The 15063-nt window shown below is 66.5% G+C and carries 15 protein-coding genes; 5 read left to right on the forward strand and 10 right to left on the reverse strand.

Annotated elements, in window-relative coordinates:
- Window positions 1-42 precede the first annotated feature (42 nt).
- Both AAC050_RS04495 and AAC050_RS04500 read right to left on the reverse strand, forming a co-directional pair.
- A complete protein-coding gene (locus AAC050_RS04495) occupies window positions 43-1101 on the reverse strand; it encodes a GGDEF domain-containing protein (protein WP_339913863.1) in 1059 nt (352 codons plus the stop codon).
- Window positions 1102-1211: 110 nt separating this feature from the next.
- A complete protein-coding gene (locus AAC050_RS04500; RefSeq protein WP_339913864.1) occupies window positions 1212-2810 on the reverse strand; it encodes a DEAD/DEAH box helicase in 1599 nt (532 codons plus the stop codon).
- 306 nt (window positions 2811-3116) lie between these two features.
- Between AAC050_RS04500 and AAC050_RS04505 the strand changes: the two genes are divergently transcribed.
- Together AAC050_RS04505 and AAC050_RS04510 are read left to right on the forward strand one after the other, a co-directional pair.
- Entirely contained in the window at window positions 3117-3482 is a 366-nt protein-coding gene (locus AAC050_RS04505; RefSeq protein ID WP_339913865.1) for a hypothetical protein, read from the forward strand.
- Between the two features lie 231 nt (window positions 3483-3713).
- Window positions 3714-5096 carry an MATE family efflux transporter gene (locus AAC050_RS04510; protein ID WP_339913866.1) on the forward strand — a complete coding sequence of 461 codons (1383 nt, stop codon included), beginning with the start codon at window positions 3714-3716 and terminating at the stop codon, window positions 5094-5096.
- Here the strand turns inward: AAC050_RS04510 and parE are convergent.
- The 5 genes from parE to AAC050_RS04535 form a co-directional block, all read right to left on the reverse strand.
- On the reverse strand, window positions 5093-7174 hold the full coding sequence (gene parE, locus AAC050_RS04515; protein ID WP_339913867.1) for a DNA topoisomerase IV subunit B: 2082 nt from the start codon (window positions 7172-7174) through the stop codon (window positions 5093-5095). The genes AAC050_RS04510 and parE overlap by 4 nt on opposite strands.
- On the reverse strand, window positions 7140-8462 hold the full coding sequence (locus AAC050_RS04520) for an O-antigen ligase family protein (RefSeq protein WP_339913868.1): 1323 nt from the start codon (window positions 8460-8462) through the stop codon (window positions 7140-7142). The genes parE and AAC050_RS04520 overlap by 35 nt, the downstream gene beginning before the upstream one ends.
- 70 nt (window positions 8463-8532) lie before the next feature.
- Window positions 8533-8811 carry a type II toxin-antitoxin system RelE/ParE family toxin gene (locus tag AAC050_RS04525; protein ID WP_339913869.1) on the reverse strand — a complete coding sequence of 93 codons (279 nt, stop codon included), beginning with the start codon at window positions 8809-8811 and terminating at the stop codon, window positions 8533-8535.
- Entirely contained in the window at window positions 8808-9134 is a 327-nt protein-coding gene (locus tag AAC050_RS04530; RefSeq protein WP_339913870.1) for a hypothetical protein, read from the reverse strand. Before AAC050_RS04530 ends, AAC050_RS04525 begins: the two co-directional genes overlap by 4 nt.
- 129 nt (window positions 9135-9263) lie before the next feature.
- Entirely contained in the window at window positions 9264-11603 is a 2340-nt protein-coding gene (locus AAC050_RS04535; protein ID WP_339913871.1) for a UvrD-helicase domain-containing protein, read from the reverse strand.
- Window positions 11604-11782: 179 nt separating this feature from the next.
- Between AAC050_RS04535 and AAC050_RS04540 the strand changes: the two genes are divergently transcribed.
- Both AAC050_RS04540 and AAC050_RS04545 read left to right on the forward strand, forming a co-directional pair.
- Window positions 11783-11974 (forward strand): hypothetical protein, encoded by a 192-nt coding sequence (locus tag AAC050_RS04540; RefSeq protein WP_339913872.1) that lies wholly within the window; start codon window positions 11783-11785, stop codon window positions 11972-11974.
- 9 nt (window positions 11975-11983) lie between these two features.
- Window positions 11984-12316, forward strand: a complete 333-nt coding sequence (locus tag AAC050_RS04545; RefSeq protein ID WP_339913873.1) for a hypothetical protein — start codon at window positions 11984-11986, stop codon at window positions 12314-12316.
- A gap of 71 nt (window positions 12317-12387) precedes the next feature.
- Here AAC050_RS04545 and AAC050_RS04550 read toward each other — a convergent pair whose 3' ends face one another.
- The 3 genes from AAC050_RS04550 to AAC050_RS04560 are packed head-to-tail and all read right to left on the reverse strand — an operon-like array spanning window position 12388 to window position 14290.
- The gene (locus tag AAC050_RS04550) at window positions 12388-12600 is read right to left on the reverse strand and encodes a ribbon-helix-helix domain-containing protein (RefSeq protein WP_339913874.1); all 213 of its coding nucleotides are present in this window, start codon (window positions 12598-12600) and stop codon (window positions 12388-12390) included.
- Complete coding sequence (locus AAC050_RS04555; protein ID WP_339913875.1) at window positions 12594-13091, reverse strand: isoprenylcysteine carboxylmethyltransferase family protein; 498 nt, start codon at window positions 13089-13091, stop codon at window positions 12594-12596. Before AAC050_RS04555 ends, AAC050_RS04550 begins: the two co-directional genes overlap by 7 nt.
- Window positions 13091-14290, reverse strand: coding sequence for a 3-oxoacyl-[acyl-carrier-protein] synthase III C-terminal domain-containing protein (locus tag AAC050_RS04560; protein ID WP_339913876.1), 1200 nt, complete (start codon window positions 14288-14290; stop codon window positions 13091-13093). The genes AAC050_RS04555 and AAC050_RS04560 overlap by 1 nt, the downstream gene beginning before the upstream one ends.
- Here AAC050_RS04560 and AAC050_RS04565 point away from each other — a divergent pair.
- Entirely contained in the window at window positions 14253-15017 is a 765-nt protein-coding gene (locus AAC050_RS04565; protein ID WP_339913877.1) for a Coq4 family protein, read from the forward strand. The two genes, AAC050_RS04560 and AAC050_RS04565, sit on opposite strands and share 38 nt — an antisense overlap.
- The last annotated feature ends 46 nt before the right edge of the window (window positions 15018-15063 follow it).

Raw genomic sequence — 15063 nt, forward strand, 5'->3', positions numbered from 1 at the left:
ATCGTCAGGCGCGATCGCGCGGCCATTCGGTGCCTGAAGGCTTCAGGCGGCGGCCCGGTCGAGGGTCTCGGCCCGGGTCAACCGGTTCCGGCCACCGTGCTTGGACGCATACAGGGCACTATCGGCGCGTTCCAGCAGGGCCGTGGCCTTCTCGCCCTCGCTCAGCTCGGCGACGCCGATGGAAATGGTCACAGCGCCCAGTTCGTCGTTGGTCGACCGTCGACGCAGGCCCCGGGATCCAATTTCCTTGCGAATGTCTTCCAGCGCGGCCTCTACGGAGTCGATCGCTTCGGCCGGGAAGATTATGGTGAACTCCTCGCCGCCGTAGCGGGCGGCGAAACGGGGTTCACTCGCGATACGGGCCATGACGCTGGCGACATAGCGCAAGACCTGGTCACCGGTCTGATGCCCCCAGGTGTCATTGAACCGCTTGAAATGGTCGATGTCGATCACGGCCAGGGCCAGGCTGCCACCGGTGTTCCTGGCCTGGGTGCAGGCGCTTTCAAGGTATTCGTCGAAGGCCTTGCGGTTGGCGAGATTGGTCAGGGCGTCGGTCATGGCGTCGCGCCGGACCTGCTCGAGGTGCTCACGCAGCCGGACAACCTCCTGGGTCGAGGTCTCCAGCCGTTTCTCGAGGCTGGCATTCTGAAGCTTGACCCGTTTCGTGGCGGTCGAAAGGCCGGACACCAGCACCTTCAGTTGAGCCGGATCGCCAGACGTCTCCATCGATTGCGACGCGTCGGCCAGGGTGACTCCATAGGCGACGCTGGATTTGTGGGCGTCGGAAATCGCTTCGGCAACACTGCTCAGTTCATTGTCGAGGACACGTCCGGCGTCGCGGATCTGTTCCGTCAACTGGCCACGGGGCAGGTGTTCTGTTGCCAGCAATTCCGATGTGGCGTCGCTGAACGGTTCTCTTGCCGCCAGCAGGCGTCGGATCTCGTCCGAAAGCGCGCTTCCCGGATTGTCGAGATAGTGCAGCCAGAGTTCGAAATTGACGGGGGTCGGCCAGACTCCGGCGGATTCCATCTCCTCGATGGCACGTCGTGCCAGCGAATAGGAATCCGGGCCCCGAAGTACGGTGTCGACCTTTGTCGTCATTCTCTTCTCCCGACGCACATTTCAGCGCAGCCATGTCGGGGGGGAAGCTAGGCCGATGATCCGTAACGCCGAGTTAAACCGTAAGAATAATTTGGTCCGGGGAAGCCGTTTCAACCCTTGATCATTGAGCTCCGACGCAGGAAGGCCGGGACGGCAGACTCGCCGAACGGCTTGCCCGGGTTCGACCGGTCATCCGAAGGTGTGCTGGCACCGGCCCCACGGTCAGCCTGACGCAGACGGGGTTCAGGTATCGGTCGCGACGGTCTGGGCGGCGTCGGTACTGACGAAGTTTCGGCCACGGGTTCCGGGGCCGCAACTGTCACGGGAGCGGTCGGAGTCTCGACTGCAGCCTTGCGCGGGGTGCGGCGGCTGCGGGCGCGACGTGGTGCGTCTTCGGACGTGTCGGTTGCGGTCGCGGGAACGGGTTCGGCAGCTGCGACGACGGCTTTCGGAGCTGGCGCTTCCACGGCCTTGTCGGCGGCCCTGGCACGGGGGGCACGTGAGCTGCCACCTTCGCTGCGTCCGCGGCCGGGGCGGCTCTCGTCGCGCCGGGGCGAGCTGCCCTTGCTACCGCCGAAGTCGATATCCAGCACCAGCTCTTCCGGGGCCATCTTGATCAGTTTCAGGACCTTATCCAGCGACTTGTCGTCGCCGGGGGTTACGATCATGAAGGTCTGGCCCTTCTTGCCGGCCCGGCCGGTACGGCCAATGCGGTGCACATAGTCGTCGGCGTGATGCGAGACGTCGTAGTTGAACACGTGGCTGACGTCGGGGATGTCGAGGCCGCGGGCGGCGACATCCGAGGCCACCAGAATCTTCAGGTCGCCCGAGCGGAAGTCAGCCAGGGTCTTCATGCGCAGCGACTGGTCCAGGTCGCCGTGGATCGGCGCGGCGTCGAATCCGTGCCGTTTCAGCGACTTGGCCACCACATCGACTTCGGATTTGCGATTGCAGAAGACGATGCCGTTGCGGACGTCGTCGCGTCCGATCAGGGCCCGCAGCGCCGCGCGCTTGGTCTTGGGGTCGCTGTTGGGGACACGCACCAGATACTGGGCGATGGTTTCGGCGGTCATGGCCGGACGTGAGGCCTCGATCCGGGTCGGATCCTTCAGGAACTGGGTCGTGAGCCGGGTGATCTCCGGCGGCATGGTGGCCGAGAAGAACAGGGTCTGGCGCCGCGGCGGCGTCAATTTGAAGATGCGCTCGATGTCGGGAATGAAGCCCATGTCCAGCATGCGGTCGGCTTCGTCGACGACCATCAGCTCAACGCCGGTCAGCAACATCTTGCCGCGTTCGAACAGGTCGAGCAGCCGGCCCGGGGTGGCGATCAGCACGTCGACGCCCTTGTTCAGGGCCGCGACCTGCTCGCCCATGGAGACGCCGCCGATCAGCAGCACCCAGGTCAGCTTGGTGCCCTTGGCGTATTTCTCGAAACTGGAGGCGACCTGGTCGGCCAGTTCGCGGGTCGGAGCCAGCACCAGGGCGCGTGGCATCCGGGCCCGGGCCCGGCCCTTGGACAGGCGATCGATCAGCGGCAGGGTGAAGGCGGCCGTCTTGCCGGTGCCGGTCTGGGCGATGCCCAGCACGTCACGCCCGGCGAGGGCGACCGGAATGGCCTGGGCCTGAATGGGGGTGGCTGTGGTGTAGCCGGTATCAGCGACCGCTTGCAGGGTCGTGGGCGAAAGGCCCAGTTGATTGAAATCTGTCATGAATCCTTGGGAACAAAAGGCGACCCACGAGAGTGGGGCGACGGCAAATGCACGGAACCGCCCCTCAGTGGGCGAGCGGGCGGCGCGGATTCGCCAGACCTGTTCCGGATAGGGCGGAACATAGAAGCCCATGCGTCCAAGTCAAGTATTCCGGGGATTTGGTCTTTCAGGCGGGGTCTCGCCTGCACGCATTTTGGCTGCGTTCAACGAATCGGGTCGGCCCGCCGCTGCACACTGTCGATCCGCTTGGCAAGTCCTGACAAATCGTTAACAATGACCTGTCGGAACGGAAGTGGGGCTCTATCCATGCGCTTGTTCGCCATTGCCATTGCCATTGCCATGACCGTGGCCGGTTGCCTTGCCGCATCCGCCGCCCAGGCCGAGATCGACACCGCATTCGGCAATACGGTCGTGTCGCGTTACCCGGACGGGGCCTGGGTCAAGCACTGGTTCAACCCGGACGGCACCTATCAGGCCCATTTTTCGGACGGCCGGGAACTGGTGGCGCGTTGGACCGTCGACGGCGACCGTGTCTGCCTCAGCCAGATGCGGCCGAGCATGCTGCTGCCCCGCTTCTGCACCCCGTTGATCGAAGCCGAGGTCGGCGAGACCTGGCGCTCGCGCGACCCGCTGGGGCGCACTGTCCAGAACGTTCTGCAGGCAGGACGCTAGACCATTTTTGTTTCAGGTCGAATCGACCTGAATCCAAAAAATGGTCCAGATTCAAACTGGAGCGAAATCTAAGCCGGGTTGGACTGCGTCCAACTCAACCGATTTCGCTCTAGCCCCACCCGACCGATCTCATGAAATCACCCGGGTAATATTGACGATCCTGTTTTACCCGGGTAAATCCACGATCGTCCGGCACGAACAGTTCGCGTCCGACCTTTCTGGACAGACCCGATGCAACAAGACCTGACCCACGGTTCGATCACCGGTCGCCTGCTGTCCATGGCCGCCTTCATCGGCATCGGTCTGGTGTTCCAGACCGCCTATTTCCTCATCGATCTGTATTTCGTCGCCGGCATTGGGCCGACGGCGATCGCCGGTGTCGGCCTGGCGGGGACCAGCTTCTTCCTGTCCATGGCCGCTGCCCAGATGATCTCGGTCGGGGCCCTGTCGCTGATCGCCCGGGCCATAGGGGGCAAGCGGCCCGAAGAGGCCGAGGCCGTCTATCACCAGTCGATGATCCTGGCCCTGATCCTGACCGTGCTGACGCTGGTCGGCGGCTATCTGTTCGCGCGCCAGGGTCTGGCCCTGCTGGCCGCCGATGCCGATACGGCCGGGCAGGGGGCCGCCTATCTGTACGGCTTCCTTCCGGCTCTGGCCCTGATGTTCCCGACCAACGCCATGGGCGCGGCCCTGCGCGCCGCCGGGGTGGTGAAGCCGACCATGCTGATCCAGACCGGCACCGTGGTGCTCAACGCCCTGCTGGCTCCGGTACTGATCGCCGGCTGGGGCACCGGAATACCGCTCGGTGTGTTCGGGGCCGGACTGGCCAGTTCGATCGCGGCCGTGGTCGGCTTTCTCGGGGCCCTGTGGGTGTTCAACCGGGTCCAGACCGTCATCGTCGGCCCGTTGCGCCTGCCGCGGCCGGATTTCGCCATCTGCCGCCGCATCATCGGTATCGGCCTGCCGTCGGCGGGCGAGTTCCTGCTGATGTTCGTCACGGCGGGTGTCGTCTATGGGGTGATCCGCCATTTCGGCAGCGAGGCCCAGGCCGGCTATGGCGTCGGCACCCGGGTCATGCAGGCGGTGTTCCTGCCGGCCATGGCCGTCTCGTTCGCCGTGGCCCCGGTCGCCGGCCAGAATTTCGGGGCCGGACGGGGCGACCGCGTGCGCGAGACCGTGCGTCAGGCGGCCCTGATCAGCACCGGCCTGATGATCTGCCTGACCCTGTTGTGCCAGGTCGAGGCCGAGACCCTGATCGGCCTGTTTGCCCGCGACCCCGAGGTGATCCACATCGGCGCGACCTTCCTGCGCATCATCTCGCTGAATTTCGTGGCCACCGGCCTGATCTTCACCGCCTCGGGCACGTTTCAGGCGCTGGGCGACACCCGTCCGGCCCTGTTCGGCAGCGGGTCGCGGCTGATCACCTTCGCCGTCCCCGCCATCTGGCTGTCGACCCAGCCCTGGGCGCGGCTGGAGCACGTCTGGTGGCTGTCCGCCGCCTCGGTCGCCCTGCACATGCTGATCGCCCTGTGGTTCCTGCGGCGCGAGCTGCGGCTGAAGCTGGCCCATCTGCCACCGTCGGCGGCCGTGGCCGTGGCCGCTCCGGCGGTCTAGACGTCGAGGTCGGCTACGACGAACTGGGCATTGTCCTGGATGAAGCGGAAGCGGGCGTCGGCCTTCTTGCCCATCAGCCGCTCGACCAGATCCTCGATGTCGTCCTCGCTCTCGGGCAGGGTGACGCGGGCCAGGGTGCGCTTCTTCGGATCCATGGTGGTCTCCTTCAGCTGCGAGGCCATCATCTCGCCCAGACCCTTGAAGCGGCCGATCTCGACCTTGCGACCCTTGAAGGTCGTGGCCAGCAGTTCGTCGCGGTGGGCGTCGTCGCGGGCATAGTCCGACAGGGCTCCGGCGCTGAGGCGGTAGAGCGGGGGCAGGGCCATGAACAGGCGACCCTGACGGATGACCTCGGGCATGGCGCGATAGAAGAAGGTGATCAGCAGGGCCGCGATATGGGCCCCGTCGACGTCGGCGTCGGTCATGATGACGATCCGCTCATAGCGCAGGTCATCGATGTTGAAGCGCGGTCCCGTCACCACCCCCAGCGCCAGCTGAAGGTCGGACAGTTCGATGTTCTGGCGCAGCTTGTCGGCGGTGGCCGACGCAACATTCAAAATTTTGCCGCGCAGGGGCAGGATGGCCTGGGTGGTGCGGTCGCGCGCCTGTTTGGCTGAGCCGCCGGCCGAGTCGCCCTCGACGATGAACAGTTCAGTGCCGTTGGCCGACTGACGCGAACAGTCCGACAGCTTGCCCGGCAGGCGCAGCTTGCGCGTGGCCTGGGCTCGCTGGACCTCCTTGTCCTTGCGGCGGCGCAGCCGGTCCTCGGCCCGGTCGATGACGAAGCCCAGCAGGGTATTGGCCTGTTTCGGACTCTCGGTCAGCCAGTGATCCAGCGGATCGCGCAACAGTTGTTCGACGAGACGCTGGGCATCGGGTGAGGACAGCCGGTCCTTGGTCTGGCCCTGGAATTCGGGGTTGCGCACAAAGACCGAGATCATCGCCCCGGCATTGGCGATGACGTCTTCGGCCGTGATCTGGGTGGCGCGCTTCTCGTTGCTCAGCTCGCCATAGGCCTTGAGCCCCTTGACCAGCGCCGCGCGGAAACCGGCCTCATGGGTGCCGCCGTCCGGCGTCGAGACGGTGTTGCAGTAGGAGGCGACGAAGCCGTCGGATTCCCCGAAGCCGATCGGGGACCAGGTCACGGCCCATTCGACCGCCCCGGCCTCGCCCTTGCGCTCGACCCGGCCTTCGAAGGCGGGGGTCACCGTCTCGAGATCGCCGACCCGTTCGGCCAGGGCGTCGGCCAGACCGTTGGGGAAGTGGAACACCGCCTCGGCCGGGGTGTGGTCGGTGATGCGCTCGGGCGCGCAGGTCCATTTGATCTCAACGCCGCGGAACAGATAGGCCTTGGACCGGGCCATGCGGAACAGGCGTGCGGGCCGGAAGGCCGCCCCGGTGCCGAAGATCTGCTCGTCGGGCCGGAAGCGGATCAGCGTGCCCTTCTTTTTCGACGTCACGCCGCGTTCGATCGGGCCCAGCGGCAGGCCGCGACTGAACGACTGCTTCCACTCGTGGCCGTCGCGCCAGACGGTGACATCCAGCCGTTCGCTCAGGGCGTTGACGACACTGACGCCGACGCCGTGAAGGCCGCCCGAGGTCTCATAGGCCTTGCCCGAGAATTTGCCGCCCGAGTGCAGCACCGTCATCACCACTTCCAGCGCCGACTTGCCGGGGTGTTTGGGATGGGGGTCGACCGGGATGCCGCGGCCGTCGTCGCGCACCGACAGGAAGCCGTCGGCGTCCAAATCAACGGTGATAAGCTTGGCATGGCGGGCCACGGCCTCGTCCATGGCGTTGTCGAGCACCTCGGCGAACAGATGGTGCATGGCCCGTTCGTCGGTGCCGCCGATATACATGCCCGGCCGTTTGCGGACCGGCTCCAGCCCTTCCAGCACCTCGATCGACGAGGCCGAATAGCTGCCGGAGACAGGCGGGGCAGAGGGGGGGCGCGCGACCGCCGCCGCCGCCGCTGCCGGCTCGGCCGTGGATGCGGCTAGCGGCGCATCGGCCCCGGCGGGCTTCGGCGTCGGCTGGTCGTCATCAAAGGCGGAAAAGAGGTCTGCGGGCTGGCCCATGAACATACTGTGCGGCGATTCGGGAACGGGTCTGGTAGGCCGCGCGGGGGTTTCGGGCAAGCGGTGTGGATATCGGCAAGGTCTCTGAGGTCAGGGCCCGGGCCAATATCGCCAGGAACAGCGTCCACGGCAGGCTGGCGTGGCTCAACAACACACTCTCCGACAGGCTCAGTAGCAGGAAGACTCCCAGATAGGCGATGGCCCAGTAGCCCTCGCGCACCCCGGCCGATCCCAGCCGGACGAGGGTCATCAGCGTGGCGGTCACGAACAGACTGCCCACGGCCAGAGCCCCGGGCCAGCCCAGCTGGACCAGCAGGTCGATCCAGCCGTTGTGGGCCGACGGCACCAGCCAGCCGGTCTCCTGTCGCACGAAGGCGGCCGGCACCGAGGTCCTGCCCCAGAAGGCACTGTAGCCGTAGCCGGTCCACGGCCGTTCGCTGACGCGGCGCATCAGACTGTCCCAGATGTGGGTCCGGCCGGTCAGGGACGGATCCTTGCCCAGGGCGGCCAGGATCGACTCCGGCTCGGTCAGGAAAATGTAGACGCCGATGCTGGCCATCACGATGCCCAGCCAGACACAGACGACGGTGAAGGCCGCGCCGCCGCGCCGCATGGCCCACAGGGTCGAAACCAGCCCCAGGCCGACCATCAGGCTGAGCAGCGAGGTCTTGGACTGGGTCGCCAGCACCAGCACGGTGGTCAGCACCAGGGTCAGGACCGGGGCCCACCGGCGGGGATCGCCCGAGGCCAGACAGGCCGCCGCCGCCGTCGCGCCCGCCACCATGACGATGCCCATCTGGTTCTTCTCGTACCAGAGCCCCCGCCACAGACCGGCATTGTCGGTCTGGTGCACGCCGATGGCGGGGAAGGCGAACACCATCACCAGACTGCCCAGCGCCAGCAGCAGGGCCGTCTGCATCAGAAGCCGGGGCAGGTGAGGGCCACGAAAGCTTGATCCCAGATACAGGGCGAAACTGCCGGTCATGGCCATGGCGATGACGCGCCGCCCGGTCACCGCCGGATCGATCGACCAGTATTTCGAAACATAGGCCAGGATCACCAGCCCCAGCAGCGCCAGCCACGCCGGCCAGGCCCGCATCACTCGATCGAATCGCGCCGCGATCAGGCCGAAAATGATCGCATAGACCGGCAACCAGATCAGCCGCAGCATCGGCGTCTCGCCCTGGTTCGGCGCGAACACCGGCCCGATCAGGGCCCCGGTCAGCATGACGATACAGATCATCGCCCCGACCCGCTCCCACAGGGGCGGTTCGCGTTCGGTCAGCACAGAATCGGAACGGGACGGGCGCACCCATGCAGGGTGCGCGGTCGTGCTTAACGAAGGGTTGGGATGGGGTTCAGCCGCGATTCTGACGTGAGTGCTTGAACCGGACGACGAACACGTCCTGACGCCGGACGACATAGCAGATCACATAGCCGTCCCGGCCGAACTTCACGGCCTTCTCCCGCCAGCCCCGTTCCGTCTCCGTCCCGATCAAGGGATTCTCGTTCAAGAGGTCGAAGACGCGAAGGATGTGCACCGTCGCCTTCCGAGCCGATTGCGGTGACCGCTCGGCCAACCACCCGATCTGCTCCGCCAGATCGCGTTCGGCCCGCGCCGAAAGCGTCACCGTCATCTGGATTTGCTGAGCTTGCGCTCCAGAAGGGCTTTCATCTCCGGTCGGACTTCGCTCCAGGGACGTCCGGTCTCGTTCAGATCATAGTTGGCGGCGTTGTCCTCGGGCGGATCACGGTCTTCGTCGGTCGCGCGCGCCCCGGCGCGACCCGGCTCGGCGACCACGGGAGGGGCGTGGTCCGGGGCCGAACTGCCATCGGCGGTTTGTGCCCAGGCCTCGAGCCTTGTCTCGGCCATGTGCTCGGGGGTCACGCCAGCCAGCCGTGCTGCCTCGGTGAGCTTTCGGAGCGTTTCATCACTCATGTTGAGGGTGAGTTTCGCCATGTTCGCCAATGTCGCACAGCGTCAGCGAGAGGACCAGAGATTACAGCTCAAGATTGACGTCTGCCAAATCTCTTCCCGTAAGGTTGAACGGGCCAACCGCCACTCAGGCGAGTGTGATCGTAGAAGGTTTCACCCCGTCTTCTCCACGAAACTGTCGATGACCCGCTTTTCGCCGGCCTTTTCGAAATCGACCAGCAGCTTGTTGCCCTCGATGATGCGGACCGCGCCGTAGCCGAATTTCTGGTGGAAGACGCGTTCGCCTTTCGCCCATTTCGAGTCGGCCCTGGGGTCGGCCGTGGCGATCAGACGGCCCTGGCCCTCGATCACCGTCTTGCGGGCCTGGCGGTCGCGCGGGGTCGTGCCGGCGGTGAAGCTCTGGGCGCGTTTCCAGCCGGGCGAGGCATAGCCGGCTCCGAAGCTGGGGGCCTCGTCCCAGCGGCTCCTGGCCTCCTTCATGCCGTCCGACGCGCCGTAGTAGCCGGTCTCGCTCTGGGCCTCGACGTGGGCCATCGGCAGTTCATCGACGAAGCGGCTCGGCAGCTGGCTGGTCCAGCGTCCGTAGACCAGCCGGTTGGCGGCGAAGCTGATGCGGGCGCTGGCCTTGGCCCGGGTCACGCCGACATAGGCGAGGCGGCGTTCCTCCTCGAGGCCCTTCTCGCCCTTCTCGTCGATCGAGCGCTGTGACGGGAACACGCCTTCCTCCCAGCCGGGCAGGAAGACCAGCGGGAATTCCAGCCCCTTGGCCCCGTGCAGGGTCATGATCTGGACCGCGTCGTCGCCGGCCCCGCGGTCGATCTCCATGACCAGCGACACATGTTCGAGATAGGCCCCCAGCGTCTCGAACGCCTGCATGGCCTGGGTCAGTTCCTTGAGGTTGTCGAGACGGGTCTGGCCGGTGGCGCGGTCGGCCTTCTGCATGTCGGTGTAGCCGCTCTCCTCAAGAATGGTTTCGGTCACCTCCCAGTGGTGGGAGTCGACGGTCATGGCGCGCCAGCGGTCGATGTCGCGCACGAAATTCGACAGGGCCGTGCGGGTCCGGGCCTGCAGTTCGTCCGAGGTGATCAGGTCGCGCACCGCCGCCATGGCCGACACGCCCGACTGGCGGGCGATGGCCAGCACCTTCTGCACACTGGTGTCGCCGATGCCCCGCTTGGGCACATTGACGATGCGCTCGAAGGCGAGATCGTCGTCCTCTGACGCGATCAGGCGCAGATAGGCGTGGGCGTCGCGGATCTCGGCCCGTTCGTAGAAGCGCGGCCCGCCGATCACCACATAGGGGATGGCCAGCATGACGAAGCGTTCCTCGAACGCCCGCATCTGGAACGAGGCCCGCACCAGCACGGCCATGTCGCTGTATTTCATGCCGGGCTCGCCCGCGTGGGGGCGGCGGGCGGTCTCGATCTCGTCGGCGATCAGCCGGGCCTCGGCCTCGCCGTCCCAGACGCCGCGCACCTGAACCTTGTCGCCGCTGTCGTCCTCGGTCCACAGCGTCTTGCCCAGCCGGTCGCGATTGGCCGCGATCAGGCCCGAGGCCGCGCCGAGAATGTGCCGGGTCGAGCGATAGTTGCGCTCCAGCCGGACGACCTTCGCGCCCGGGAAGTCGCGCTCGAAGCGCAGGATGTTGTCGACCTCGGCCCCGCGCCAGCCATAGATCGACTGGTCGTCGTCACCGACGCAGCAGACATTGCCGGTCGACGACGTCAGCAGCCGCAGCCACAGATACTGGGCCACGTTGGTGTCCTGGTACTCGTCGACCAGGATGTAGCGGAATCGCTTCCGGTATTCTTCTGCAATATCCGCATGTTTTTGCAATATCGTCAGGTTATGCAGCAACAAATCGCCGAAGTCGCAGGCGTTCAGGTTGCGCAGCCGGGCCTGATAGGCGGCGTACAGGCCATGCCCCTTGCCGTTGGCGAAATCCTCGGCCGGGGGCAGGGTTTCCGGCGTCCAGCCGCGGTTCTTCCAGTGGTCGATCAGCCCGTTCAGCGACTTGGGCGTCCAGCGTTTGGTGTCCAGATTGGCCGCTTCCAGCAGCTGTTTGCAGACCCGTTCCTGATCGTCGGTGTCGAGAATGGTGAAGCTGGACTTCAGCCCCACCAGCTCGGCGTGCCGACGCAGGATCTGCGCCGCCACCGAGTGGAACGTGCCCAGCCAGCGCAGCCCCTCGGCCGAAGGGCCGATCAGATGGGTGATGCGCTCGCGCATCTCGCGCGCGGCCTTGTTGGTGAAGGTGACGACCAGCAGGTCCCACGGCCTGGCCCGGCCCGTGGCGAGGATGTGAGCGAGGCGCGTGGTCAGCACCCGGGTCTTGCCGGTCCCGGCCCCGGCCAGCACCAGCACCGGCCCGTCGACCGTCTCGACCGCTTCGCGCTGCTCGGCATTCAGCCCGGCCATATAGTCGCCGGGACTGCCCGCCGGGGCCCGGGCACGGGCGAGATCGGAAATCTTGGGAACAGGCAGGTCAGTCACAGGCGGCGGGTATCCGAAGGGTCAGGAGCGGTCGGGGAGGTGTAGAACATAATGAGCACAGCCGTCGACGCCAGCGGCACATCCGGTGCCGCCCCGGCGATCTCACGACAGCCGGGACGGAACCGTAACGCTTGACTGCCGTTTGCCTGTCTTCTGCACCTTGAGGACGGAGAGTTCCCATGACCGAGAATACCAGTGGCGGCGGCGGCAATGCCGCTCTTGCGTTCATCGTCGGCGGCATCGTCGTGGTTCTGGCCGTGATTGCCTATTTTGTCTTTGCCGGTGGTGGCATGACCCCCAAACCCAAACAGGTTGATGTCAATGTCAGCCTTCCCGAAGTGCAGGCTCCGGCCGTGCCTTCCCCCAACTAGGCCGGACTGATGACGGAACCCGACGTTCCGCCATCCGGGCAAGCTGATCCCGTCGTCGATAACCGTCCGCCCGTCGGCAAGGGCGGTATCGGCGACGGGGCAGCCCTGCTGATCGGGGGGCTTGTGGTTGTGGTGCTGGCGGTCATCGTTGCCGTCATGATGTCCAGCGGACCTGATCGTCGGCAGATCGACATCGAGATTGACCTGCCGCGACCGGTCATGCCTGACGGGCCGACCCTGCCCGAAGGGCCGCGCCTGCCGCCGGTCGAGCCGCCGACCCTGCCGCAGCCGGGCCCTGTGCCGTCCGGCCCGCCCCCGGTAGCTAGCGCAGCCGGTAACTGATGGCGGTGACCACCCGGATCTTCTTGTTCACGGACGTGGACTTGTCGCCGGTCTGATCCCGGGTTCGGGTGTCAATCCGCCGGGCGCGCGGCGTGTTCCAGCGCCAGCAACCGGCAGGCCGAGGCCAGCGGCCGCCGTCCCCGGGTCGCGTCGACCCAGGCCAGCAGGGCCGCATGGCTGAGGCCGCGCTCGCCGGCGATCCGGTCCAGCACGTCCCAGAACTCCGGCTCCAGCGCCACGGAGGTGGCGTGGCCCGACAGCATGACCGACCGTTTCTTCAGCATCCGTCCCGTTCCGACAGCGCGCTTTCCTCGACGCGCACGCGATGGCGCACCAGTAGCGCGTTGGCCAGGCTCCAGACCAGCGCGATCCAGATCTGCCCGAAGGCCAGCGGCAGGACCGCAAGCTCCAGCGAGGCGATCCAGTAGTTGGGATGGCGCACGAACCGGTACGGACCGCGCCGTACCAGCGGCGCGCCCGGCACGGTGATGATCCGCGTCGTCCAATAGCGCCCCAGGGTGGCGATGACCCAGACCCGCCCCAGCTGCAGGAGCACGAACACCCCGATCAGCCAGGGGTTCGGCACCGTCGTCCACGGGGTGAGCACCACCAGCACCGCCAGCCAGCTGGCGTGCAGCAGCACGAACAGCGGATAGTGGCCGGCCCCGACCTCGATCCCGCCATCGGCCTTCAACCGCGTGGTGTTGCGCCGGGCCAGACCCAGCTCGCCCATCCGCTGGATCGCGACCAGAGCGAGGATCAGCGGCATCCACATCAGGGATGCACCAGCATCAGCGCCGTGGTGAAGCCGGGCCCCAGGGTGGTCAGCAGCAATGGCCCCTCGACCCCGTCCTCCAGCATGGCCTGCAGCACGAACAGCACGGTGGCGGCACTCATATTGCCGTGGTCGCGCAGCACCTGCCGGGTATGGACCAGCGCGCCCGGCTCCAGCGCAAAACAGGCCTCCAGCGCCTCGATGACCTTGGCTCCGCCCGGGTGGCAGACGAAGCCGCCGACCCCGGCCGGGGTCAGCCCCTGCCGTTCGAGAAAGTCCACGGCGATCGGGCGGAACTCATTCTCGACCAGGGTCGGGATGTCGCGACTGAACACCACCTTCAACCCGTCGTCGGCCACGTCCCAGCCCATCACATCCAGACTGTCCGGCCAGGTGTGTTCATGGGCTGCGCCGAGGGCCGGGCCGGCGACGTCGTCGCGGCACGAGATCACCGCGGCGGCACAGCCGTCCCCGAACAGGGCGGTGGCCACCAGATTGCTCTTGGACCGGTCCTGGGCCCGGAAGGTCAGGGCGCACAGTTCGATGACCAGCAACAATACCCGGTCGTCCGGATGGGCCCGGGCCATGTCGGCGGCTCTCGCCAGCCCGACTACGCCGCCGGCGCAGCCCAGACCGAACACCGGCAACCGCTTCACATCGGGCCGGAACGGCATCACCTGCATCAGCCTGGCGTCCAGCGCCGGGGTGGCGATCCCGGTGGTGCAGACCACGACGATACTGTCGATCAGGTCGGCGGTCAGACCCGCCTGATCCAGCGCCTTGCCGGCGGCTTCAGCCAGCAACACCACCGCATTGTCCAGGAACAGGTCGTTGCGCTCTGAAAAGCTGTGCGGCTTCAGATACCAGTCGATCGGCACGCAGGAATGCCGGGTCTCGATCAGGGCATTACGATAGATCGGGGCCAGCCGTTCGAACCCGCCATGGGTCGTGGCGAACATTTCAGCCCCGTTGGCGGCTACGTCCTCCTGTCTCAGAACGTGCGGCGGCCAGGCCACGGCGAGGGAAGCGAGACGGGCAGGGGACTGGGGCAAACGGTCGAATCCTGAAGTGGACGATGATGCCTTAAGGTCCGGCGATAATGCGCCGTTCCCGACCGCAGCGAAACCGGCTATATTGTCAGTGATCAGGAAGACATCCGCCATGACCATGACCACGACGACCGGTTCTGATGACTTCATGCGCCAGCGTTCCGAACGCCTGCGCCCGATCGTGGCGTTCAAGGCCTTCCGGCGGCTGATCCGCGACAAGGAGGACACCGTCCAGGTGTTCGAAATCATGAAGGCCCTGAGTGGCCGGTCAGTGTCCCGGGGCTATTACCGGCTGCTCAAGACCGGCGAGGGCGGCCGTCAGGCCTTCCTGCACGACGAACTGGCGCACAAGCTGGATGACCCCGTCTGGCTGGCCCGCTTTCCCGAGGGCAGTGTCGGGGCCACCTACCGGACTTTCCGTGAGGCGCGCGGTTTCACCGCCGACGGCCTGGCGGCGGTCGAGCGCGAGGTGGTGCCGTTCATCGATGCCCCGCATCCGCTGATCTGGTATTCGCGTCGCCTGCGCGACATTCATGACATCTGGCACGTGCTGACCGGTTATGAGACCGATGCCCTGGGCGAAGCCTGTGTCGTCTCCTTCTCCTACGGTCAGACCCGCAATCTGGGTTTCGCCTTCATCGGCTGGGGCGCAGCGCGCGAGATCCATCGCGAAAACCACACGGTCCCGGCCCGCAAGGCGGTTTTGCAGGCCTGGCGCAACGGCCGCGCCGCGCGCTGGCTGCCGGCGCTCGACTATGAGGCCCTGTTCGCTCGCCCCCTGACCGAGGTCCGTCAGGCGCTCGGTATCCAGCCCCCGACCGTCTATGACGCCGTGCCGGTCGAGACGCGCCGGAACCTGCGGCTGCGCTCGGCCTGAGTCCTTCGTCGGCGGGGCCGGGCCGCGACCACGGGGACACGACGCT

The sequence above is a fragment of the uncultured Brevundimonas sp. genome (assembly GCF_963974615.1).
Taxonomy (GTDB): domain Bacteria; phylum Pseudomonadota; class Alphaproteobacteria; order Caulobacterales; family Caulobacteraceae; genus Brevundimonas.

Coding starts and splice junctions, on each gene's coding strand:
- AAC050_RS04495 (WP_339913863.1), bottom strand. CDS start 1,101: ATGACGACAAAGGTCGACACCGTACTTCGGGGCCCGGATTCCTATTCG.
- AAC050_RS04500 (WP_339913864.1), bottom strand. CDS start 2,810: ATGACAGATTTCAATCAACTGGGCCTTTCGCCCACGACCCTGCAAGCG.
- AAC050_RS04505 (WP_339913865.1), top strand. CDS start 3,117: ATGCGCTTGTTCGCCATTGCCATTGCCATTGCCATGACCGTGGCCGGT.
- AAC050_RS04510 (WP_339913866.1), top strand. CDS start 3,714: ATGCAACAAGACCTGACCCACGGTTCGATCACCGGTCGCCTGCTGTCC.
- parE (WP_339913867.1), bottom strand. CDS start 7,174: ATGGGCCAGCCCGCAGACCTCTTTTCCGCCTTTGATGACGACCAGCCG.
- AAC050_RS04525 (WP_339913869.1), bottom strand. CDS start 8,811: ATGACGGTGACGCTTTCGGCGCGGGCCGAACGCGATCTGGCGGAGCAG.
- AAC050_RS04530 (WP_339913870.1), bottom strand. CDS start 9,134: ATGGCGAAACTCACCCTCAACATGAGTGATGAAACGCTCCGAAAGCTC.
- AAC050_RS04540 (WP_339913872.1), top strand. CDS start 11,783: ATGACCGAGAATACCAGTGGCGGCGGCGGCAATGCCGCTCTTGCGTTC.
- AAC050_RS04545 (WP_339913873.1), top strand. CDS start 11,984: ATGACGGAACCCGACGTTCCGCCATCCGGGCAAGCTGATCCCGTCGTC.
- AAC050_RS04550 (WP_339913874.1), bottom strand. CDS start 12,600: ATGCTGAAGAAACGGTCGGTCATGCTGTCGGGCCACGCCACCTCCGTG.
- AAC050_RS04555 (WP_339913875.1), bottom strand. CDS start 13,091: ATGTGGATGCCGCTGATCCTCGCTCTGGTCGCGATCCAGCGGATGGGC.
- AAC050_RS04565 (WP_339913877.1), top strand. CDS start 14,253: ATGACCATGACCACGACGACCGGTTCTGATGACTTCATGCGCCAGCGT.
- AAC050_RS04560 (WP_339913876.1), bottom strand. CDS start 14,290: ATGAAGTCATCAGAACCGGTCGTCGTGGTCATGGTCATGGCGGATGTC.